The sequence below is a fragment of the Rathayibacter sp. AY1B6 genome, from assembly GCF_002932755.1.
Lineage (GTDB): Bacteria > Actinomycetota > Actinomycetes > Actinomycetales > Microbacteriaceae > Rathayibacter.
Window position 1 is genome coordinate 1 of sequence record NZ_PSWL01000020.1, and the last position, 21,592, is coordinate 21,592.

Consider the following 21,592-nt stretch of genomic DNA (forward strand, 5'->3'; position numbering starts at 1 on the left):
CTGCCCGCCGTGCTCCCCGCGGGCGCCGGGCCGGAGGGAGCCGGTGGGGTCGAGCAGGAGCGCGCCCTCGGCGGTGAGCGAGCCGGCGTCGGCGCCCGCGGGGAGCACGGCGGGCAGCAGCTCGCGCAGCGGCTTCACGGCGCCGGCCGCGCGCTCGTCGTAGAGGTCGACGACGCGCTGGTCGTAGTCGCGGGTCGCCGGGTCGGTCGGGACCATGCCGGAGGCGTCGCCGACTCCGAGGACCTTCTCGCCGGTGAGGCGCCAGTGCACGTAGCCGGCGAGGGTGGTGAGGAAGTCGATCCGCTCGACGTGCGGCTCGGAGTCGAGGACCGCCTGGTGCAGGTGCGCGAGCGACCAGCGCAGCGGGATGTTGGCGCCGAACAGCTCCGTGAGCTCCGCCGATGCGGGCCCGGTGCTGGTGTTGCGCCAGGTGCGGAAGGGGACGAGCAGCCCGCCGTCCGCATCGAAGGGGAGGTACCCGTGCATCATCGCCGAGACGCCGAGCGCTCCGACGGAGGAGAGCTGCACGCCGTGACGCGCCTGCGCGTCCGCGACGAGATCCGCGTAGGCGGCCTGGAGGCCCGCGTGGACGGCGTCGAGGGAGTAGGTCCAGCGGCGGTCCACGAACTGGTTCTCCCACTCGTGGCTGCCGACCGCGAGGACCACGGACGGGTCGGCCGCATCGACCAGGCACGCCTTGATCCGGGTGGAGCCGAGCTCGATGCCGAGGGCGGTGGCGCCGCTCGTGATCACGTCGGCGGGGGTGGGCCTGCGCTGGTCCATCATGCTCCTCGCTCGGGCGATGTGACCGTTCACAAAGCCCCGGGTCAGCGTAGGCGAAACGGCTCGGGGTCGGCAAGCGAGGGGCCGGTCGGCGGGGTCCGACTGCTGCTCCTCCGCCGCAAGCCCCTTCCGCCGGGGCCGCCCGCTTGGTCGCATGAGGCGTGCGTGAGATCAGACTCGTCAGACTCGTCACCCGCCTCGAGAACGCCGCCGCCCTCGATCCGCTCGTCGGCCGGGTGAAGCGGGCCGTGAACGCCCTGGTCCGGCCGCAGCCGGTGCGGGACGTGCTGCACGGCGTCCCGGTCGGCCACCCCGTCCATCCGCTGCTCGTCCTCGTGCCGACCGGCGCCTGGGTGTCGGCGGCGGTGCTCGACCTGCTGCCGGGGAACCAGCGCGCGGCGCGGACCCTCGTCGGCGTCGGCGTGATCAGCGTCCTGCCGACCGCCGCCTCCGGCTTCACCGACTGGTCGGAGCTGCACGAGCAGCAGACCCGCGTCGGGCTGGTGCACTCGGCGGCGAACGTGGTCGCGACGGGCCTCTACGCCGCGTCGTGGGTGCAGCGCCGCCGCGGGCGCACCACGAGCGGGAAGGTGCTCGGGATGCTCGGGCTCGCCGTCGTCTCGGGCGGCGGCTACCTGGGCGGCCACCTCAGCTACCGGCAGGCGGCGGGGGCGAACCACGCGGAGGACGTGCCGCACCGCTTCCCCTCGGGCTGGCAGGAGCTCGGCGCCCTGGCGGACCTGCCGGAGCGCACGCCGGTGAGGAGGGAGGTCGCGGGCCTTCCCCTGCTGGCCTTCCGGCGGGGCGAGCGGATCGACGTGCTGTCGAACGTCTGCAGCCACCTCTCGGGCCCGCTCGACGAGGGCGAGGTCTCGGCGGACGCCTCGGGGGAGGCGTGCGTCGCCTGCCCGTGGCACGGCAGCGCCTTCTCGCTCGAGACCGGCGAGGTGCTGCGCGGGCCGGCCACCTCGCCGCAGCCGCGGTTCGAGACGCGGGTGCGCGAGGGGCGCGTGGAGGTGCTGCTGCCGCACGCGGGGTGAGGCGGGAGCTCAGGAGGTGGCGGCCGCACGAGGGTCGGGGCGGGGCGCCGGTCAGGAGGCGGCGGCCGCCCCCGGTGCGGGGCGGCGCTCAGGCCTGAGCCGTCGACGCCCGCTCCACCAGCACCGGCGGCACCGGGCGGTCGACGGCGGGCTCCTCGCCGCGCAGCTCCGCGAGCACGACGCCGATCGTGCGGCGGCCGACCTCGGCGAAGTCCTGGCGGATGGTCGTCAGCGGCGGCTGGTAGTGCGCCGCCTCGGGCACGTCGTCGAAGCCCACGACGCTGAGGTCCTCCGGTACACGCAGTCCCCGCTCGGTGCAGGCGTGCAGGAGTCCGAGGGCCATCTGGTCGTTGCCGGCGAACACCGCGGTCGGCAGGGGCGACCCGTCGAGGAGGCGGAGGCCGGCGCGGTAGCCGGACTCGGCGCTCCAGTCGCCCGCCACGACGGCGACGGGCGCGAGGCCGGCCGCGCTCATCCCGGCGCCGAAGCCCTCGAGCCGGGCCTGCGCCTCCACCCAGTGCTGCGGACCGGCGAGGTGCGCGATGCGCGTGTGGCCGAGGCCGACGAGGTGCTCGGTGGCGAGCCGTGCTCCGGCCGCCTGGTCGACGAGGAGCAGGGAGTCGGCGCCGCGGTCCGTCGCGCCGAGCGTGACCGAGGGGACGCCGATCGCGAGGCTCTCGATCGCTTCCAGCGCGCGCTCCTGCGGGGCGAGGACTACGATCGCCTCGACCGACTCCCGCTGCAGGTGGGCGAGGCCGTCGGCCAGCGACTCCGCGTCCGGCGCCGCGTTCACGACCGGCACCCGGTAGCCCGCGTCGCGCGCCGCCTGCTCGATCGCGGCCATCGCCGTGGCGGTGCCGTAGAAGCTGTGGCTCTCGGCGGCGAGGATCCCGATCAGGCCGGAGCGGCTCGTCGCCAGGGCACGGGCGGCGGCGCTGGGCCGGAAGCCGAGGTCCTCGATCGCGGCGAGCACGCGCTCCCGAGTGCGCGGCCGCAGCTGGGGGCTGTCGTTGAGCACCCGCGAGACCGTCTGGTACGACACTCCGGCCCGCACCGCGACGTCGCGGATGGTCGGCGCGCGGTCGAGGGGCATGGCCACACCGTAGCGGTGCGTGCGCCCCCGTCCTCCTCCGCGAGAGGCCGCGTGAGTACGGGTCCGTCGGCGTGTCCCGGACCCGAGCGGCATCTCTCGGAGGGTGTCCGGGCGCGGGTCAGGGGCCGCCGAGCCAGTGGTCGATGCGGTGGTGGTCGGGAGTGAAGCCGTGGTCGACGCCCCAGAGGACGGCCTGCGTGCGGCTGGTCGCGCCGATCTTGCCGTAGACGCTGCGGATGTAGGACTTCACCGTGTTGGGGCTGAGGTAGGTGAGAGCCGCGACGTCGGCGTTGCTCTTGCCCTGCGTGATGAGCGCGAGGATCTCCGACTCCCGGTCGGTGATGCCCTCGTGGCGGCCCGGCCAGTCGAGGCCCGGCGCGCTGCCCGCCCGCCGCGGAGGGTCGCTGACGACGACCTCGCCCGCGGCCACCCGCTCGAGCGCGGCCACCAGCTCCCGCGCCGGCAGGGTCTTGGAGAGGTAGCCGTGGACGCCCTGCTCGAGGGCGTCCGCGATGAGCGTCGGCGCGAAGTTCCAGGTGTAGACGACCACGTGCTCGGCCCGCTCGTTGCGCACCAGCTCCGCGATCTCGTGGTGGTCCGACTCCGGCTGGGCGAACGAGTCGTAGAGGACGACGTCGATCCGGTCCGAGAGGGAGGCGTTCGCGTCGATCTCCGCGACGACCACCCGGTCGCGGTAGTGGTCGAACATGTGCGCGAGGCCCGTGAGGACGACGTCGTAGTCGTCGACGAGCGCGACGGTGAGGGGCGCACGGCGGGTCATGGTCGGACGCTACCGCACGGCTCGTCGGGGCGAGCACACCCCCAGGGGTGTAGCGGCGCCTCCTCCGGGGTGGTTGCGTAGTCACCGGTCCCGCAACCGCGGAACCGATCAGCGGGCCCCCGCCCGCACAACGGAAGGACGACCGCCATGCTCGGTCTCATCATCAGCCTCATCGTCGTCGGACTCATCGCAGGAGCGCTGGCCCGGCTCATCGTCCCCGGGAAGCAGAGCATCAGCATCGGCATGACCATCGTGCTGGGCATCGTCGGCTCGTTCGTCGGCGGCTTCCTCGGCTTCCTGATCTTCCAGCACGACCCGATGGACGGCTTCTTCCAGCCTGCCGGCATCATCGGCTCGATCATCGGAGCGATCATCGTCCTGCTCGTCTACACGCGCTTCGCCGGCCGCTCCGCCGCGCGACGCTGACCCGCAGCGCCCGGCCGACAGCGAGGTCGCTGCCGCCCCGCGCTCCGCGGGCGTGCAGTCACCGCTCTGACCGGCGGCCCCGGCCCGGCTCCCTCCACGGGCCGGGCCGTCGTGCTGTGCGCGGGGTGCCCGGGCGACGTGGTGTGCGCGGGTGTCCGGGCGTCGAGCGCGTCCCCGATGCTCCGTCCGCGGATGCCCGCGCCGAGTCCTCCGACCTCCCCGGATCGGCGGCCGAGTCCGTCGAGGCCGAGTCCACGGAGTCCGAGCCCGCCGCCGCCCAGCCGCCGCGCACCGGGGTGCGCGATGCTCGGGCGATGCCGCTCGTCGTCCCCGATGCCCTCGTCCCCTTCGCGCTCCGGCTCGCCCGCGCGAACCGCACCTTCGTCAGCGCGGAGGGAGCCCGCCGCCGTATCCGGGAGCGTGCGCTCCGTCCCGCCTCCTACGGCCCGCCGCCCCGCCTCCGGCCCGGCGTGCGCGTCGACGTGGAGCAGGTCGGCTCCTGGCCGGTCTACACGATCCGCCCCAGGGTGATCCGCGGCGGCGTCGTCTACGTCCACGGCGGCGGCTGGGTGAACGAGATCGCGCCCCAGCACTGGTGGCTCGCCGCGCGCATCGCCGACGAGGCCTCCGTCGCGGTGACCCTCCCCATCTACCCGCTCGTGCCCTTCGGCACCGCGCTCGAGGCGCGCGACGGCGTCCGCTCTCTGGTGCTGCGGAGTCTGGAGCGGCACGGCGCGACCTGCCTCGCCGGCGACTCGGCGGGCGGCCAGATCGCGCTCTCGACGGCCCTCGCCCTGCGCGACGACGGGGTGGTCCTGCCGCGCACCACCCTCGTCTCGCCCGCACTCGACCTCTCCTGGAGCAACCCGCGCATCCCCGAGGTGCAGCCGACGGATCCGTGGCTCGGCACGCCGGGCGGTCGCGTCCTCGCCGAGAGCTGGCGCGGCTCCCTCGACCTGCTCGATCCCGTGGTCAGCCCGCTGTTCGGAGACCTGGCGGGCCTCGGTCCGCTCACCGTCTTCACCGGCACGCGCGACGTCCTCAACCCGGACGCGCACGTGCTGGCCGAGCGGGCGGCGGCCGCCGGGGTCCCGTTCGAGCTGCACGAGGCCGTCGGGCAGGTGCACGTGTACCCGCTCGTGCCCACGCGGGCCGGCCGCGAGGCGCAGCACGACCTGGTCGAGGGGCTCCGCGCGGCGGTCTGATCGGCGGCCCGCCGAGGCGGCCGGCGGGCTCCTCTCAGTCCGTCTCGTGGACGGCCGACGGCGCCGCCGCCCGCTCGTCCACGACATCGAGGCGCGCCAGCGCGTTCGCCGTCCCCCGGTGGCCCCGGGTCGTGAACAGGCCGATCACGGCGGCCGCCGCGAGGACGAAGGCGAGCAGCGACCAGAACCCGCCCTCGACGGCGAGCAGGGTCGACCAGCCGCCCGATCCCGCCGCCCAGCGCACGAGCCGCTGCCGGAGGAGCGGTCGCGGCTCGGGACGCAGGCGCACCACCGTCTCGCCGAGGGTCCGCCCGGACCGCAGCACGATCACCAGCTGGAGCAGCGGAGCCGCGAACGGCAGGGCTCCGAGGACCACGTCCCCGGGGCTCGACCGCGTGTCCACCCCCGCGAGCACGAGGCCGATCCCGGTGACCGAGACGAGCGCGCCCGTGATCAGGCTCAGCGCGAGCACGTCGCAGAACATGCCGAACGCGCGGCGGCGGATCGTGACCGGGCGGGCCAGCTCCGGCACCGCGCCCTCGGTTCGGCGGGTGAAGACGAGGAGGACGGGGGAGAGGAGGGTGCCGAGCAGGGCGCCGACCGTGTTGGCCAGCAGGTCGTCGACGTCGAAGAGCCGGTAGGCGCACGGGTAGAGGAACCAGTCGCCCGTGAGCTGCGTGACCTCGATGAGGAGCGACACGGCGAAGCCGACGACGGTGCCCCCGATCAGCCCGGCGACGAGGCGCCCGCGCAGGGCGAGATGGCGGACGAGCATCCCGAGGGGGACGAAGAAGACGACGTTCAGGAGCACCTGCGCGGACGCGGGGTTCGTCAGCAGCGCGCGGGGCCCGTCGATCCCGCCCTCCTTCGCGATGTCGCCGACGAAGGCGAACAGGCGCAGCTGCGGACCCGATCCGGTGCGGCAGGCGGCGGCGACCGTCGCCTCGTCGGGCAGGGGGAGGAGCGTGTAGGTGACGAGGGCGAGCGCGTAGACCACGGCGGCGAAGGCCAGCACCGCGTTGCCGATCCCGAGGACTCCGCGACGCCGGTACTGCAGGGCGGCCCAGGGCACGAGCCCCACGAGGGCGATGGCGGAGCCGAACAGGAGGGCGAGCACGGCGGAGGTCATGCACCGACAGTAGGAGAGAGGGGGCCGATCTCCGCGGCCTGGCGCGTCAGAGATCTCCGCCAGCGCGATTCGTCCCTCCCCAGCGCGGGATCCGGGCACTCCTCCACGGATCCGTGCGATCCCCGTCCGCCGCCTCCACGCCCTGCTAGCGTTTCCTGGGTCGCGTCCAAGAAACGCGAACGCCTCCGACCCCTCCACGAAAGACGTCATGCCGCTGCGCCCCCGCCTCCTCGCCCTCCCCGCCGCCGTCGCGGCCGCCGCGCTCCTGCTCAGCGGCTGCACCGCCGAGACGCCCGACGCCTCCAGCACCCCCGTCGACGGCGGGACGCTGACCTACGCGTCCGGCGACGCCGAGCCCACCTGCCTCGATCCGCACGTCGGCGGCAACTACCCGCAGGCGCTCCTCGCGACGCAGGTGCTCGAGTCCCTCGTCTCGCGCGACGCCGACGGCACCATCACGCCGTGGCTGGCCGAGTCGTGGACCGTCTCGGACGACGCGCTCAGCTACGACTTCACCCTGCGCGAGGGCGTGACCTTCACCGACGGCACCGCCCTCGACGCGGAGGCGGTCGCCGCGAACATCGCGCACCTGCAGGACCCGGCGACCAAGTCCTCCACCGGCTACCTCGCGGTGGCGAAGGTCGCCTCCGTCACGGCCGTCTCGCCGACCGTCGCCCGCTTCACCCTGACCGCGCCGGACAGTGCGCTGCTCGAGTCGCTCGCGCAGCCGTGGACCGCGATCGAGTCGCCCGCCGGCATCGCGCGTGGCGAGGAGGCCAACTGCGAGGCGCCCGTCGGCACAGGCCCCTTCACCGTCTCGGAATGGGTCAAGCAGGACCACGTGACCCTCACCCGCAACGAGGCCTACGACGCGTCGACCGGCCCGACCGGGGACGGCCACGAGGGCCCCGCGCACCTGGCGAGCATCACCTGGCGCTTCATCCCCGACTCCGCCACCCGCTACGCGGCGCTGCAGTCGGGCGAGGTCGACGTGCTCGACAACGCGCAGCCCGACACCCTGAAGGCCGCGACCGGAGCCTCCGACCTCGTCGAGCTCGACGCGCCGCGGCCCGGCTCGGTCAACCGCCTCGAGCTCAACTCCGGCCAGGCGCCGTTCGACGACGAGTCCGTCCGCGAGGCGTTCATCCGCGGCGTCGGCGTGAACGACGCGATCGACTCCCTCTTCTTCGGGACGGCCGAGCGCTCCTCCTCTCCGCTGTCCAGCCGCGAGGCGACCGCGTACTCCGACCCGTCGCTCTTCGAGGACGCCGGGTCCGACTCCGAGGTGACCGCCGCGGAGGATCTGCTCGAGAAGGCCGGCTGGGTCGACTCGGACGGCGACGGCATCCGCGAGAAGGACGGCACGCCGCTGACGCTGCGCTTCCCCGTCAGCACCAACCAGTCGATCCCGGCCGAGCAGTCGCTGTTCGAGCAGATCCAGGCCTCGGCGAAGACCCTCGGCTTCGACGTGCGGATCAGCCTGCTCGACCTGTCGAGCTGGTACACCGCGCTCGCGTCGAACGAGTACGAGCTGGTGAGCGCCCCGTACACGAAGGTCGGGCCCGACGTGCTGCGGATCCTCTACTCCTCCTCGGGCATCACCCCCGCGCCGAGCGGCTACTTCGCCAACCACGCGCAGATCGCCGACCCCGCTCTCGACTCGCTGCTCGAGCAGGCGAGCGCCACGACCGACGAGGACGCCCGCGCCGACCTGTACGAGCAGGCGCAGCGGATCGTCCTCGAGGGCTACTGGATCCTGCCGCTCTACGACCAGCAGAACCACTACCTGCACCGGTCGGCCGTCCAGGGACTCGTCGCCCTCGACACCGTGTCGACCCCCTGGTTCGCCGACGCCTGGGTCTGACCCGGCCCTGGAGTGATCGCTGAGGCGCGGGTCCTGTGGCTCCGCGCCTCATGCCGGTCGAGCGGCCGCCGCGGGCAGAGCCTCGAGACCCCGTGCTCAAGAGAGAGCGGACCCCGCCGCACCCCGCCCACTGCCCCCGACCGGAGAGGACGACCGCCCGCATGATCCGTCGCGTGCTCCTCCGCCTCGGCGGCGCCCTCGTGGTGCTGTGGGCCGTCGCGACCGCCGTCTTCGTGCTCATCCGCCTCGTCCCCGGCGATCCGGCGCAGGCGATCCTCGGCGGTCCGGGGTCGCAGGCGTCGCCCGAGGCGCTCGCCGCGGTGAGGGAGCAGTACGGACTCGATCAGCCGCTCCTCGTGCAGTACCTGGTGCAGCTCGGCAGGCTCGCGCGCGGCGACCTCGGCACCTCCTACTCCCTCCGCACCCCGGTCGCGCAGATCCTCGGCGAGCAGCTGCCCGGCACTCTCCTGCTCGCCGTGCTCGCGCTGACCGCCGCGTGGATCCTCGCGCTCGCGACCGCCCTCTGGTCGACCCGGGGCGGCCGGCTCGCCGCCGCGGTCGGCTCCGGCCTCGAGCTCACGGCAGCCGCGCTTCCGCACTTCTGGCTGGCGACCGTGCTGATCGCCGTCTTCGCGACCGCGCTGCGCTGGCTGCCCCCGGTCAGCACCGGGTCGCCCGCCGGGCTGGTGCTGCCGACGCTCACTCTCGCGATCCCGCTGGCGGGCTTCCTCGGCCAGGTGATGCGCCGCTCCCTCCTCGACGCGCTGGAGTCGCCGTTCGTGCTCGCCGCCCGGGCGCGCGGCGAGGGCGAGCTCGGCGTCCGCGCCCGCCACGCGCTGCGCCACGCGGTGCTGCCGGGGGTCTCGCTCTCGGGCTGGGCGTTCGGCTACCTGATCGGCGGGGCCGTGGTGGTCGAGACGATCTTCGCGAGGCCGGGGCTCGGCCGGACGCTGCTCGCGGCGGTGACGGTCCGTGACGTGCCGGTGGTGACGGGAGTCGTGCTCGTCACGGCGGTGGCGTACATCGTCGTGACCCTCGCCACCGATCTGCTGACGCGCGTGATCGACCCGCGTCTGGCACGGCGGGAGGCGGTCGCGTGAGCGAGCTCGAGCTGCGCGCCGCCCGCCCGCTCCGCCGGGGCGCGTCCCGCCTCCGCGCGGGCGAGGTGCTGGCCGCGGTCTTCGTCGTGCTGCTCCTGCTCGCCGCCGTCGCGCCCGGGCTGCTCGCCCCCTCCGATCCGCTCGCCGTCGCCCCGCGCGACGCCTTCACCCCGCCGGGCGCCGCGCACCTGCTCGGCACCGACGAGTCCGGCCGCGACGTCCTCAGCCGCCTCATCGCGGGGGCGGGCGCGTCCCTGCTGATCGGCGCCAGCGCCACCGCGATCGGCCTCGTCCTCGGCGCGGTGCTCGGGGTGGTCGCGGCGTTCGGTGGCCGCGTCGTCGACGGAGTGATCGGCCGCGTGCTCGAGGTGCTCTTCGCGTTCCCCGCACTCCTGCTCGCGCTGCTCGTGATCGTCGTCACCGGCCCCGGAGTCGTCCCCGCCACCATCGCGGTCGGCCTCTCCACCGCGCCGGGCTACGCCCGCATCCTGCGCACGCAGCTGCTCGGCATCCGCGACTCCGGCTACGTCGAGGCGGCGCGGGTGCTGGGGCACGGGCCGGTCCGCATCCTCCTCCGTCACGTCCTCCCCAACACCTTCGGGCCGCTCGCCGTGCTGGCGACCCTCGGCGTCGGCCAGGCGATCGTCTGGGCCTCGGCCCTCAGCTACCTGGGTCTGGGCGCCGAGCCACCCGCGCCGGAGTGGGGCGCGATGCTCTCGGCGGGCCGCACCTATCTCGCGAGCGCGTGGTGGCTGACCGTGTTCCCGGGACTGGCGATCGTGCTGACCACGATCGCGACGACGGTCCTCGGCGGGCGTCTGAGGGGTGCGCGGTGAGCGCGGTCGTCGTCGAGGGGCTCCGGGTCGCCTTCGACGGCGTCGAGGTGGTGCACGGGGTCTCGCTCCGCGTGGAGCCGGGGGAGTGCGTCGCGATCGTCGGCGAGTCCGGGTCGGGCAAGAGCGTCACTGCGCGAGCGCTGCTGGGGCTGAGCGGAGGCGCCGTGACCGGAAGCGTCCGCGTCGGCGGGACCGAGGTGGTCGGCGCGGGCGAGCGGGAGCTGCGGCGGCTGCGCGGCGGATCCGTCGGCTTCGTGCCGCAGGACGCGCTGCTGTCGCTCGACCCGCTGCGTCCGATCGGCCGCGAGATCGGCGACGTGCTCCGCCTCCACGGCCGCCCGCCCGCGGCCGAGCGCGCGCAGCGGACGATCGAGGCCCTGGCGAGCGTCGGCATGCCGGAGCCGGCCGAGCGGATGCGCGAGCGCTCCGGCGACCTCTCCGGCGGGCTCCGCCAGCGCGCCCTCCTCGCGGCGGCCGTGGCGCTCGACCCGCCGCTGCTCGTCGCCGACGAGCCGACCACCGCGCTCGATGTCACCGTGCAGGCCCGGGTGCTCGAGCTCTTCGCCGAGCAGAAGGCGCGCGGCCGGGCGCTCGTCCTGGTCTCGCACGACCTCGCCGTGGTGGCGGGCCTCGCCGACCGCATCCTCGTGCTGGCCGACGGCCGCGTGGTGGAGGAGGGGACCGCGGCCGAGGTGCTGCGCGCGCCCCGCAGCGCCGAGGCCCGCGCGCTCGTGGCGGCCGTCCCCGCGGGGCGCCCGCGCGGCTCCCGGCTCACCGACCCGACCGCCCCGGCCACCCCGCACGACGCCCCCGGCGAGGTCGTGGTCGCGGCCCGCGGTCTGGCCGCCCGCTTCGCGCTGCCCGGCGGAGGAGTGCGGGTCGCGGTCGACGGCGTCGACCTCCAGCTGCGACGCGGCGAGACCGTGGGGCTCGTCGGGGAGTCCGGATCGGGCAAGAGCACGGTGGCCCGGCTCGTGCTGGCCTTGCGGCGTCCGGACGCGGGCGCCGTCGAGCTGTTCGGCGAGCCGTGGTCCGCAGTGACGGAGCGCTCCCGCCGTCCCCGCCGCCCGCGGATCGGCGCCGTCTACCAGGACAGCCTCTCCTCGTTCGACCCGCGCTGGAGCGTCGGCCGCCTCCTCCGCGACGCCGGCACCGCCTCCGTGCCCGCGCTGCTCGAGAGCGTGGGACTCGACCCCGCCCTCGAGCGGCGCTCGCCGCGGACCCTCTCCGGCGGTCAGCGCCAGCGCGTCTCGATCGCCCGGGCGCTCGCGACGCGCCCCGACGTGCTGATCTGCGACGAGCCCGTCTCCGCCCTCGACGTGTCGGTGCAGGCTCAGATCCTCGACCTGCTCGACGACCTGCAGCGCCGTCACGGCCTCGCCCTCCTCCTCATCTCGCACGACCTCGGCGTGATCGCCCACATGAGCGACCGCATCGCCGTGATGCGCGAGGGCCGGATCGTCGAGGCGGGTCCGGCCGCGTCGCTCCTGGCCGCGCCGCAGGAGGAGTACACCCGCCGCCTGCTCGCCGCCGCCCCGCGCCTCGAGCGCTGAGCCGTCCGCGGCTCCCCGCGCCACCCGCCCGCCGAGACGCCGCGCGCCTCGCCGTGACGCCGCCTCCACAGCGGTGCCCCGCCTGCCCAGCGGTGCCTCGAAGCGCGCCCGCGCAAGCCCGCGCCGCGAATACGCCGCACCTCCACCACGTGTCGGACCTGCGGCGTAGCGTTGCCGAGGTGATGCGCCCGACGACCCAGACCCTCGGCCAGCTCCGTGCCTCCGGGCACGTGCAGAAGAGCCTCCGCACCGAGATCCGCGACAACCTGCTCGACGCCCTGCGCGAGGGCCGCGACCCCTGGCCGGGCCTGCACGGCTTCGCCGAGACGGTCATCCCGCAGGTCGAGCGCGCCGTCATCGCCGGCCACGACATCGTCCTGCTGGGCGAGCGCGGCCAGGGCAAGACCCGCCTCCTGCGCACCCTCGTCGGTCTGCTCGACGAGTGGACGCCCGTCATCGAGGGATCCGAGCTCGGCGAGCACCCCTACGAGCCGATCACCACGGAGAGCCGCCGCCGCGCGGAGGAGCTGGGAGAGGACCTGCCCGTCGCGTGGAAGCCCCGCGAGGAGCGCTACGTCGAGAAGCTGGCCACCCCCGACACCAGCGTCGCCGACCTCATCGGCGACGTCGACCCGATGAAGGTGGCCGAGGGCCGCAGCCTGGGCGACCCGGAGACCATCCACTTCGGCCTCATCCCGCGCAGCCACCGCGGCATCGTCGCGATCAACGAGCTGCCGGACCTGGCCGAGCGGATCCAGGTCGCCATGCTCAACGTGATGGAGGAGCGCGACATCCAGATCCGCGGCTACGTCCTCCGCCTCCCGCTCGACGTCCTCGTCGTCGCGAGCGCGAACCCGGAGGACTACACGAACCGCGGCCGCATCATCACGCCGCTGAAGGACCGCTTCGGCGCCGAGATCCGCACCCACTACCCGACCGCGCTCGTCGACGAGGTCGCCGTCATCCGGCAGGAGGCGGACCTCGTCGCGACCGTGCCCGACGCGCTCATCGAGATCCTCGCCCGCTTCACGCGGGCCCTGCGCGAGTCGAGCTCGGTCGACCAGCGCAGCGGCGTCAGCGCCCGCTTCGCCATCGCCGGCGCCGAGACCATCGCCGCGGCCGCCCTGCACCGCGCCACCCGCCGCGGCGAGGAGGAGGCGGTCGCCCGCCCCATCGACCTCGAGACCGCCGTCGACGTGCTCGGCGGCAAGATCGAGTTCGAGTCGGGGGAGGAGGGCCGCGAGGACGAGATCCTCGACCACCTGCTCCGCCAGGCGACCGCCGAGACCGTCCGCGCCCACCTGCGCGGGGTCGATCTCGGGCCGCTCGTCGAGGCGGTCGAGAACGGCGCGATGATCACGACCGGCGAGCAGGTGACCGCCCGCGAGTTCCTGGCCGGCCTGCCGCTGCTCGGCGAGGCCCGCGTCTACGACGAGGTCGCCGAGCGCCTCGATGCCGTGGGGGAGGGGCGCCGCGCCGGAGCGGTCGAGCTCGCCCTCGAGGGCCTCTACCTCTCGCGGAAGCTGAGCAAGGAGACGGGCGGGGGCGAGGCCGTCTATGGCTGATGCTCCGCGCGGCAACCGCCGGCTGAAGCGCGACGCGCGCTACGCGAAGTACGACGGCGGGCCCGATCCGCTCGCCCCTCCGGTCGACCTGAAGGAGGCCCTCGACGCGATCGGCGAGGACGTGATGGGCGGCACCTCGCCCGAGCGCGCCCTGCGCGAGTTCCTCCGCCGGGGCGCCCGCGACCGCGAGGGCCTGGACGACCTGGCCGCCCGCGTCGCCGAGCGCCGTCGCGAGCTCACGCAGAAGAACAACCTCGACGGCACCCTCCGCGAGATCCGCGAGCTCCTCGACAAGGCCGTCCTCGCCGAGCGCAAGCAGCTCGCCCGCGACACGCAGATGGACGACGGCGACCGCGCGCTCGCCGAGATCCAGCTCGACAGCCTTCCGCCCTCGCCCGCCGCGGCCGTCTCGGAGCTCAGCGACTACCGCTGGCAGAGCCCCGAGGCGCGCGCCGACTTCGAGAGGATCCGCGAGCTCCTCGGCCGCGAGATGCTCGACCAGCGCTTCGAGGGGATGAAGCAGGCCCTCGAGAACGCGAGCGAGGAGGACCGGGCCGCGATCGACGCGATGCTCCGCGACCTGAACGAGCTGCTCGAGGCGCACGCGCGCGGCGAGGACACCCCCGAGCAGTTCGACGCCTTCCTGGAGCAGCACGGCGAGTACTTCCCCGAGGGCCCGGAGTCGGTGGACGAGCTGATCGACGCGCTCGCCGCCCGCGCGGCCGCGGCCCAGCGGATGCGCAACTCGATGACCGCCGAGCAGCGCGCCGAGCTCGACGCCCTCGCCCAGCAGGCCTTCGGCACGCCGGAGCTCCTGCAGTCCCTCGGCCGCCTCGACGAGACCCTGCGGGGGCTCCGCCCCGGCGAGGACTGGGGCGGCTCCGAGCGGATGGACGGCGAGCAGGGGCTCGGACTCGGCGACGGGACGGGCGTGTTCCAGGAGCTGGCCGACCTCGACGCCCTCGCCGACCAGCTCGCGCAGACGGACCGCTCCTCCCTCGACGACCTCGACCTCGACCTGCTGGCGAAGCGCCTGGGCGAGGACGCCTCCGTCGACGCGCAGACGCTGAAGCGCCTGGAGCGGGCACTGCGCGACTCCGGAACCCTGCGCCGCGGCTCCGACGGCCGCCTCGCCCTCAGCCCGAAGGCCATGCGCCAGCTGGGCAGGGCGCTCCTGCGCGACATCGCCGAGACCGTCTCCGGCCGTCAGGGCGCCCGCGACGTCCGGCGCGCAGGTGCGGCGGGCGAGCGCTCCGGAGCGACCCGCTCGTGGGAGTTCGGCGACACCGAGGCCTGGGACATCCCCCGCACGGTGACCAACGCCCTCACCCGCACGGCCGGCGAGGGCCGACCGGTCGGCTCGGGGGTGCGCATCCGGATCGACGACGTCGAGGTGCAGGAGACGGAGGCGCGCACGCAGGCCTGTGTCGCGCTCCTCGTCGACACCTCGTTCTCGATGGCGATGGACGGCCGCTGGGTGCCGATGAAGCGCACCGCGCTCGCCCTGCACACCCTGATCAGCAGCCGGTTCCGCGGGGACGCGCTGCAGCTCGTCGCCTTCGGCCGGCGCGCCGAGGTGATGGACGTCGAGCAGCTGGTGGGCCTGGACGCGGAGTGGGACAAGGGCACGAACCTGCACCACGCGCTGCTGCTGGCCAACCGGCACTTCCGCAAGCACCCGAACGCGCAGCCGGTGCTGCTCATCGTCACCGACGGCGAGCCGACCGCGCACCTCGAGCCCGACGGCGGCGTCTTCTTCGACTACCCGCCCGACCCGCTGACCGTCGCCGTCTCGGTCCGCGAGCTCGACGCGTCGCTCCGCCTGGGCGCGCACACCACGTTCTTCCGCCTGGGCGACGACCCGGGCCTCGCGCGCTTCATCGACTCGCTCGCCCGCCGGGTCGGCGGCTCGGTGGTGAACCCGGAGGCGGAGGACCTCGGCGCGGCCGTCGTCTCCTCCTACCTCGGCGCTCGCGGCGCGGGTCCGGGCGGCGGCGGGACGCCCGGCGAGGAGCTGTTCGGCCGGGGCTGGAGCTTCTGAGCCGTTCACGATGCAGGAGAGATCTGCTACCGCGCCTGCGGATCAGCGCGTCTGCCCTGCTCCAGAGGCGTTCGTCCTGCGTTCTGAACGCGCCCGGCTCAGAACAGCGGCCAGGGCACCGCGGGCATCCCGCCCCGCGGGCCCGGGAAGCGGCCGAAGGAGCCGAGCCTCTCGCAGCGCTTCGCGAACGCGGCGATCTCGTCCTCGGTGAGCAGCTCCGAGAGCGCCTCGCCGAGCGGACCGTCGATCCGCGTGCGCAGGAGCGCCAGCGCCGTCAGCTCCTCCTCGAGCAGCGGTTCGCCGATCCAGCCCCAGAGGACCGTGCGCAGCTTGTGCTCGGAGTGGAAGGTGAGCCCGTGGTCGACGCCGTAGCGGTGGCCGTCGGGCAGCGCGAGCACGTGCCCGCCCTTCCGGTCCGCGTTGTTGGCGACGACGTCGAACACGGCCATCCGGCGCAGCGCGGTCGAGTCCTCGTGCACGAGCGAGATGTCGCGGTCCTCCTCGTCGCTGCCGTCGAGGACGTGCCGCCATCCGTCGGGCACGGAGTCGGCGGGCACCAGGTCGACGGCGTCCTGGTCCGGATCGATGTCCTGCCAGAGCTGCACCATGCCCGGACCGAGCGGACCGTCGCGCAGCCACGTGCGCGGCACCACGTTCCAGCCGAGCGCCTCCGAGACGAGGTACGCGGCGACCTCGCGGCCCGCGAGCACGCCGTCCGGGAAGTCCCACAGCGGCTTCTCGCCCGAGATCGGCTTGTAGACGACGGACGTCTCGCCGAGCTGCGCGAGGAACGTCGCGTTCGAGGCGATCGTGATCCGGCCGGCCAGCTCCAGCTCGCCGTCGAGCCCGCCCGGGTCGCTCATGCGAGCGGGCAGTCGTGCCCGTCGGGATCCATCGGCTCGCCGCATCGAGGGCAGAGCGGACGTCCGGCGCCGACGACCTCGAGGGTGCGCTTCGCGAAGGCGCGCGCCGTCCCGACCGGGATCTTCACCTGCAGCATCTCGGTGGGCTCGGGCTCCTCCTCGGAGTCGTCCTCCGCCTCGGTCAGCGGGTAGGCCTCGATCACGATCTGCGCGGTGGACGGGTCCCAGCCGAGGCTGAGCCCGCCGACGCGGAACTCGGGCTCCACGGGCTGGTCGAGCGGATCGTTGTCGACGAGCTCCGGGGGAGTGCCGGCGGGGACGCTGACCGGGTTGCCCTGGGCGGTCATCAGCTGGTCGAGGATCTCGTCGATCTTCTCGGCGAGGAGGGCCGACTGCTGCTTCTCGAGGCCGACGCTGACCACGCGGGGCCCGGTCTTGGCCTGGAGGTAGAAGGAGCGCGAGCCGGGTGAGCCGACGGTCCCCACGACGACGCGATCGGGCCAGTCGAATCCGTGCACGATCGGAGGCATGCCCTCAGTCTACGAGCGCCCGCCTCCGCAGTGGCTGCGCGCGTCGGGCTCCCCGTTCAGGTGGAGGCGTGTCGAGAGAGGACGGGTCTCGACACGCCGCTGCCCGGCCCCTCCTACTGATCGGGGAGCCGGCCCCTCCTGCTGATCGGGGAGCCCGGAGCGGGCGCATCGAGATCCCGCACCGCCGAGCACCCGCACCCCTGCCGCTCGATCAAGCCCCGAAGCGGGCCTCTCGAACCCCCGCCTACTCGTGCCCCGCCCCGCCCCCCACGGCGGCGTCCGCCACGGGGGCCGCCTTCCGCAGCCAGCCCAGGTCCCCGGCGTCCGTGTTCATCGCGACGACCTCGGGCCGCCCCGCGCCGTAGCGGATGATCGACACCGACGCCGGTCCGACGCTGAGCCTCTGGAACAGGTCGAGGTGCATGCCGAGCGCGTCCGCGAGGATCGCCTTGATCGTGTCGCCGTGGCTCACCGCCGCCCACACCGCGCCGGCCCCGTGCTCCTCCGCCACCGCCGCGTCGTGCCTGCGGATCGCCGACACGGCCCGGGCCTGCATCGCGAGCATCCCCTCGCCGCCGGGGAAGACCACCGCGGAGGGCTGGTTCTGCACCGTCGCCCAGAGCGGCTCCGTCGCGAGATCCCGCAGCGAGCGACCCGACCAGTCGCCGTAGTCGCACTCGGTGATGCCCTTGTCGATCACGGTCGCCGGCGATCCGGTCTGCCGCTCGAGGACGAAGCGGGTGGTCTGCCGGCACCGCTCGAGCGGGCTCGACACCACGGTCGCGAGCTCGACCGCTGCGAGCCGCTCCCCGGTGCGCGCCGCCTGCGCCCGTCCGACGTCGTCGAGCCGCACTCCGGCGGTGCGTCCGGCGAGGATCCCCGCGGTGTTCGCGGTGGTGCGTCCGTGCCGGACGAGGAGGAGCGTGGGCATGGGGCCAGCGTAGGCGGCCGTGCTCCCGCCCCGCCCTGTCGGACCGCCGGGGCCGCTGCGGCGCGAAGATCCCGCTCCGCCTCGCCGGACCATCGGCGCCGCTGTGCCGCGAAGATCCTGCTCCGCCCCGCCGGGCTGCCGAGCTTGCGGTGCGGCACTGATCCCGCCCCGTTCCGCGCCGCCCCGCCGAGCTGCCGGGTCGCGCCGGCGCGTTCCGCGCGACTCCACCGCTGGACGGATGCCCCGGCCGCAGCGCCTGCCTAGGGTGGTCGAGCGGCCGCCCACCGCGGCCCGGAAGGGACACACATGGACGGGACGACGCCCCCCGGCATTCCCCAGGACGGCACGGACACCGAGAGCTCCGCCGCCGCGCGCACCGCCGCGGACGGCACCGCTGCCGAGCACTCCGACTCCGAGCGCACCGACTCCGCGACTCCCGCGTGGGCCGCCCCCGAGGCCTCCGGCCGCCACGGCGAGGTCGCCCTGCGGATCCGCGGCCTCCGCAAGCGCTTCGGCGACAAGGAGGCCGTGAAGGACATCGACCTCGACGTCCCCGCCGGCTCCTTCTTCGGGCTCGTGGGCCCCAACGGCGCGGGCAAGACGACGACCCTCTCGATGGCCACGGCCCTGCTCCGCCCCGACAGCGGCGTCGTCACGATCCACGAGGTCGACGTCTGGAAGGACACCCTCGAGGCGAAGCGGCTGATCGGCGTCCTCGCCGACGGGGTCAAGCTGTTCGACCGCCTCACCGGTCTCCAGCTCGTCACCTACTACGGCCTGCTCTGCGGGCTCGGGCGCTCCGTCGTCGTCGAGCGGACCGACGACCTCCTCGCCCTGCTCGGCCTCGACCCGGCCGACCGCACCCTCGTCGTGGACTACTCCGCGGGCATGACCAAGAAGATCGCGCTCGCCTGCGCGCTCGTGCGCGCCCCGCGCCTCCTGGTGCTCGACGAGCCGTTCGAGTCGGTCGACCCGGTCTCGGCGGCGAACATCCGCGACATCCTCACCGGCTTCGTCGCGTCGGGCGGCACGGTCATCGTCTCGTCGCACTCCATGGACCTCGTCGAGCGGATGTGCGACCGGGTCGCGGTCATCGCCGACGGCCGCGTGCTCGCCTCCGGCACCCTCGAGGAGGTCCGCGCCGGCTCCAGCCTCGAGGAGCGCTTCGTCGAGCTGGTCGGCGGCCGCACCCACCAGGAGGGCCCGGCATGGTTGCGCATCTCCTGAGGCTGCGGCTGCTCCTGCTCCGCAACTCGCTGACGCGGAACGTGTGGCAGCTGATCGGCGTGATCCTCGGCGGCCTCTACGCGATCGCGGTGCTCGGCCTGGTCGCGGCCGGGCTGGTCGCGCTCGGAGGCACGGACCCGGCGTTCGCGAACGTGGCGATCGTGCTCGGCGGCTCCGCTCTGATCCTCGGCTGGGTGCTCGGGCCGATCTTCCTGTCCGGCTCCGATCAGAGCCTCGACCTGCCCACCCTCGCGACGTTCCCGATCCCGCTGCGGACCCTCCTCCTCGGGCTCGCCGCCGCGGGCCTCGCGGGCATCCCCGGCGTGGTGACCTCGCTCGGCGCGCTCGCCTCCGCCGCCGCCTGGTGGAGCCGGCCGATCGGCATCCTGCCCGGCCTCGTCGCTGCGGTGATCGGCGTCGCGACCTGCGTGGTCGCGTCCCGCCTGATCGGCGCGCTCACCACGGGCCTGGGCTCGAGCCGCCGCTACCGCGAGGTGATCGGCGGCGTCGTGCTCGTCGTCGTCATCCTGCTCGGACCGCTCTTCTTCGGCCTGACCACCGTGATCCGCGACGGCCTGGACGTCCTGCCCGTGATCGCGGGCGCCCTCGGCTGGTCGCCGCTCGGCGCGATCTGGGCGGTCCCGGGATCCGTCGTCGCGGGCGACGGGGTGGCGGCGGTCGCGCGCCTGCTGATCGGGATCGCGACGCTGGCCGTCCTCGTCTGGGCGTGGGCCCGGGCGCTGCGGCACGCGCTCGCGGAGCCCGCCGCGTCCGGCGCGCACTCCGCTTCCGGATCCGCGGGCCTGGGCCTGTTCGGGCGCTTCCCCGGCACCCCGACCGGCGCCGTCGCCGCGCGCGCCCTGGGCTACTGGTGGCGCGATCCGCGCTACAGTCGGGGGCTCCTCGTCATCCCCGCCGTCGTCGTCCTCGCGGTCTTCTACTCCGCGATCGGCAGCGGCGGCGACACCTTCGTGCTGCTCTCGGCCGTGCTCGTCGGCCTGATCTTCGGCGTGACCCTCTGCGCCGACGTGTCGTACGACGGCACCGCCTGGGCGGCGCACGTGAGCTCCGGAGTGACGGGGTCGGCCGACCGCGCCGGTCGCGTCATCGCCGCCGCGATCATCGGCATCCCGGCCGTGGTCGTCGTGGCGGTGGGCACCGCGCTGTACGCGGGACGCGCCGACGCGATCCCGGCCGTGCTGGGCATGGCGCTGGCCCTCGTGCTCAGCGGGTTCGGAGTGTCGAGCGTCGCCTCGTCGCTCGTCGTGTACCCCGTGCCCGGGCCGGGTGACAGCCCGCTGAAGACGCCGCCGGGCTCCGGGATGATCTCGAGCGTCGTGATGCTGGGGAGCATGGCCGCGACCGGCCTGCTGGCGCTCCCGTCGATCGTCCTCGGCGCGATCTCGCTCATCGGCGGCGACCCGGCCTTCGGCCTGATCGGACTGGCGGCCGCCCTCGTGCTGGGCACCGTCTTCGCGCTGGTCGGCATCCGCGTCGGCGGCCGGATCGTCGACCGCCGAGCGCCCGAGCTGTTCGCCGCCCTCGTGACGATCGGCTGACGCGGACGCGGGAGCGGGGAGCGGGCCGGCGGTGCTCGCCCGCTCTCCGCTCCCCGCCCCTGCCCCCCGCGAGTACTCGAAAGTCGTCGTAGTCGAGCGCGAGTGCGACGACTTCTGCACACTCGCGGGGGCGCCCGAGTGGCTGCTCGTCGAGTCTCCGAGAGTTGTCGTAGTCGAGCGCGAGTGCGACAACTCCTGCGCACTCGCGGGAGCGCCCGGGTGGCCGCTCGTCGAGTCTCCGAGAGTTGTCGTAGTCGAGCGCGAGTGCGACGACTTCTGCACACTCGCGGGGGCGCCCGAGTGGCCGCGCGCCGAGTCTCCGAGAGTTGTCGCAGTCGAGGGCGAGTGCGACAAGTTCTGCGTACTCGCGAGTGCGACGACTTCTGCACACTCGCGGGAGTGGGCGAGGAGCGCGCGCGCCCGCGAGTGGGCGCGCACCCGCGAAGGGCCTCACACAGGAGCCGCGGCAGAATGTGGACATGCGCAGCCTCGAAGTCCTCCTCGATCCGGAGTCGGAGGCTCGCGTCCGCAGCCAGTGGGAGGCGCTCGAGGCAGCCGGCATCCCGAGCCTCGCGCTGCACACGTCGGCCAGCAACCGCCCGCACCTCACCCTGGTCGCCGGGCCCGAGCTGACCGCCCCGGAGCCGGGCGCGCTCGGTCCGCTGCCGGCGACGGCCGACCTGGGCGCCGTCCTCCTCTTCCCGCACGCCGGGCGCTTCGTCCTCGCCTGGGGAGTGGTCCGCTCGCCCGCCCTCGACGCTCTGCACGACCGCGCCACGCGCCTCGTTCCGGGGGGCGTCGACACCTCGCTGCCGAGCGCCTGGACGCCGCACATCAGCGTCTCGCGCCGCCTCCGCGCCGAGCAGCTCGGCGAGGCCGTCCCCATCCTCGGCGAGCCGTTCACCGTCGGCCTCGCGGGCGTCCGCTTCTGGGACGGCGACTCGCGCACCCTCACCGACCTCTGAGCCGGACGCGGCAGAAGCACCCGACGTTCCCTGCAGCAGCCTCCCCAGCCCCCTCCCTCCAGCCCTTCTCCACAGTTCCGCGAACCCCCGGGGCCGCGTCG

At 74.5% G+C, this 21,592-nt stretch carries 19 protein-coding genes; 12 read left to right on the forward strand and 7 right to left on the reverse strand.

The features are described from left to right. On the reverse strand, positions 1 to 786 hold a 786-nt coding region (locus tag C5D08_RS11510), incomplete at its 3' end, for an FGGY family carbohydrate kinase (RefSeq protein WP_374954146.1). 158 nt (positions 787 to 944) lie between these two features. Here C5D08_RS11510 and C5D08_RS11515 point away from each other — a divergent pair. Beyond that, positions 945 to 1,823 carry a Rieske 2Fe-2S domain-containing protein gene (locus tag C5D08_RS11515; RefSeq protein ID WP_104277146.1) on the forward strand — a complete coding sequence of 293 codons (879 nt, stop codon included), beginning with the start codon at positions 945 to 947 and terminating at the stop codon, positions 1,821 to 1,823. A gap of 88 nt (positions 1,824 to 1,911) precedes the next feature. Here C5D08_RS11515 and C5D08_RS11520 read toward each other — a convergent pair whose 3' ends face one another. Both C5D08_RS11520 and C5D08_RS11525 read right to left on the reverse strand, forming a co-directional pair. Further along, the gene (locus C5D08_RS11520; RefSeq protein ID WP_104277147.1) at positions 1,912 to 2,916 is read right to left on the reverse strand and encodes a LacI family DNA-binding transcriptional regulator; all 1,005 of its coding nucleotides are present in this window, start codon (positions 2,914 to 2,916) and stop codon (positions 1,912 to 1,914) included. A 118-nt stretch (positions 2,917 to 3,034) separates the two neighbouring features. Beyond that, positions 3,035 to 3,697, reverse strand: coding sequence for a response regulator transcription factor (locus C5D08_RS11525; RefSeq protein ID WP_104225041.1), 663 nt, complete (start codon positions 3,695 to 3,697; stop codon positions 3,035 to 3,037). Positions 3,698 to 3,844: 147 nt separating this feature from the next. Here C5D08_RS11525 and C5D08_RS11530 point away from each other — a divergent pair, with 147 nt between their 5' ends. Together C5D08_RS11530 and C5D08_RS11535 are read left to right on the forward strand one after the other, a co-directional pair. Continuing rightward, positions 3,845 to 4,123, forward strand: coding sequence for a GlsB/YeaQ/YmgE family stress response membrane protein (locus C5D08_RS11530; RefSeq protein ID WP_104225042.1), 279 nt, complete (start codon positions 3,845 to 3,847; stop codon positions 4,121 to 4,123). A 314-nt stretch (positions 4,124 to 4,437) separates the two neighbouring features. After that, complete coding sequence (locus tag C5D08_RS11535) at positions 4,438 to 5,328, forward strand: alpha/beta hydrolase fold domain-containing protein (protein WP_104277189.1); 891 nt, start codon at positions 4,438 to 4,440, stop codon at positions 5,326 to 5,328. A gap of 34 nt (positions 5,329 to 5,362) precedes the next feature. On the opposite strand, the gene C5D08_RS11540 is transcribed toward C5D08_RS11535, so the two are convergent. After that, a complete protein-coding gene (locus tag C5D08_RS11540; RefSeq protein ID WP_181110265.1) occupies positions 5,363 to 6,457 on the reverse strand; it encodes a VanZ family protein in 1,095 nt (364 codons plus the stop codon). A 208-nt stretch (positions 6,458 to 6,665) separates the two neighbouring features. Here C5D08_RS11540 and C5D08_RS11545 point away from each other — a divergent pair, with 208 nt between their 5' ends. The 6 genes from C5D08_RS11545 (at position 6,666) to C5D08_RS11570 (ending at position 15,416) form a co-directional block, all read left to right on the forward strand. Continuing rightward, a complete protein-coding gene (locus tag C5D08_RS11545) occupies positions 6,666 to 8,321 on the forward strand; it encodes an ABC transporter substrate-binding protein (protein WP_104277149.1) in 1,656 nt (551 codons plus the stop codon). A 161-nt stretch (positions 8,322 to 8,482) separates the two neighbouring features. Further along, positions 8,483 to 9,421: an ABC transporter permease gene (locus C5D08_RS11550; RefSeq protein WP_104277150.1), complete on the forward strand. Its 939-nt coding sequence runs from the start codon at positions 8,483 to 8,485 to the stop codon at positions 9,419 to 9,421. Then, on the forward strand, positions 9,418 to 10,257 hold the full coding sequence (locus tag C5D08_RS11555; RefSeq protein WP_104277151.1) for an ABC transporter permease: 840 nt from the start codon (positions 9,418 to 9,420) through the stop codon (positions 10,255 to 10,257). Before C5D08_RS11550 ends, C5D08_RS11555 begins: the two co-directional genes overlap by 4 nt. Continuing rightward, complete coding sequence (locus C5D08_RS11560) at positions 10,254 to 11,810, forward strand: ABC transporter ATP-binding protein (protein WP_104277152.1); 1,557 nt, start codon at positions 10,254 to 10,256, stop codon at positions 11,808 to 11,810. The genes C5D08_RS11555 and C5D08_RS11560 overlap by 4 nt, the downstream gene beginning before the upstream one ends. 182 nt (positions 11,811 to 11,992) lie before the next feature. Beyond that, positions 11,993 to 13,375, forward strand: coding sequence for a magnesium chelatase (locus C5D08_RS11565; RefSeq protein WP_104262318.1), 1,383 nt, complete (start codon positions 11,993 to 11,995; stop codon positions 13,373 to 13,375). Then, a complete protein-coding gene (locus C5D08_RS11570) occupies positions 13,368 to 15,416 on the forward strand; it encodes a VWA domain-containing protein (protein ID WP_104277153.1) in 2,049 nt (682 codons plus the stop codon). The genes C5D08_RS11565 and C5D08_RS11570 overlap by 8 nt, the downstream gene beginning before the upstream one ends. A gap of 98 nt (positions 15,417 to 15,514) precedes the next feature. On the opposite strand, the gene C5D08_RS11575 is transcribed toward C5D08_RS11570, so the two are convergent. From C5D08_RS11575 to C5D08_RS11585, 3 genes are all read right to left on the reverse strand, one after another. Next, complete coding sequence (locus C5D08_RS11575) at positions 15,515 to 16,279, reverse strand: SCO1664 family protein (RefSeq protein WP_104277154.1); 765 nt, start codon at positions 16,277 to 16,279, stop codon at positions 15,515 to 15,517. Beyond that, complete coding sequence (locus tag C5D08_RS11580) at positions 16,276 to 16,809, reverse strand: DUF3090 domain-containing protein (RefSeq protein ID WP_104225051.1); 534 nt, start codon at positions 16,807 to 16,809, stop codon at positions 16,276 to 16,278. The genes C5D08_RS11575 and C5D08_RS11580 overlap by 4 nt, the downstream gene beginning before the upstream one ends. Before the next feature lie 244 nt (positions 16,810 to 17,053). Beyond that, positions 17,054 to 17,740, reverse strand: a complete 687-nt coding sequence (locus C5D08_RS11585) for a histidine phosphatase family protein (protein ID WP_104277155.1) — start codon at positions 17,738 to 17,740, stop codon at positions 17,054 to 17,056. Between the two features lie 306 nt (positions 17,741 to 18,046). Between C5D08_RS11585 and C5D08_RS11590 the strand changes: the two genes are divergently transcribed. The 3 genes from C5D08_RS11590 to C5D08_RS11600 all read left to right on the forward strand — a co-directional run bounded on the left by C5D08_RS11590 (position 18,047) and on the right by C5D08_RS11600 (position 21,491). After that, entirely contained in the window at positions 18,047 to 18,967 is a 921-nt protein-coding gene (locus C5D08_RS11590; RefSeq protein WP_104277156.1) for an ABC transporter ATP-binding protein, read from the forward strand. Beyond that, positions 18,949 to 20,526: a transporter gene (locus C5D08_RS11595; protein WP_104277157.1), complete on the forward strand. Its 1,578-nt coding sequence runs from the start codon at positions 18,949 to 18,951 to the stop codon at positions 20,524 to 20,526. The genes C5D08_RS11590 and C5D08_RS11595 overlap by 19 nt, the downstream gene beginning before the upstream one ends. Before the next feature lie 479 nt (positions 20,527 to 21,005). Then, positions 21,006 to 21,491 carry a 2'-5' RNA ligase family protein gene (locus tag C5D08_RS11600; RefSeq protein WP_104277158.1) on the forward strand — a complete coding sequence of 162 codons (486 nt, stop codon included), beginning with the start codon at positions 21,006 to 21,008 and terminating at the stop codon, positions 21,489 to 21,491. Positions 21,492 to 21,592: the final 101 nt, after the last annotated feature.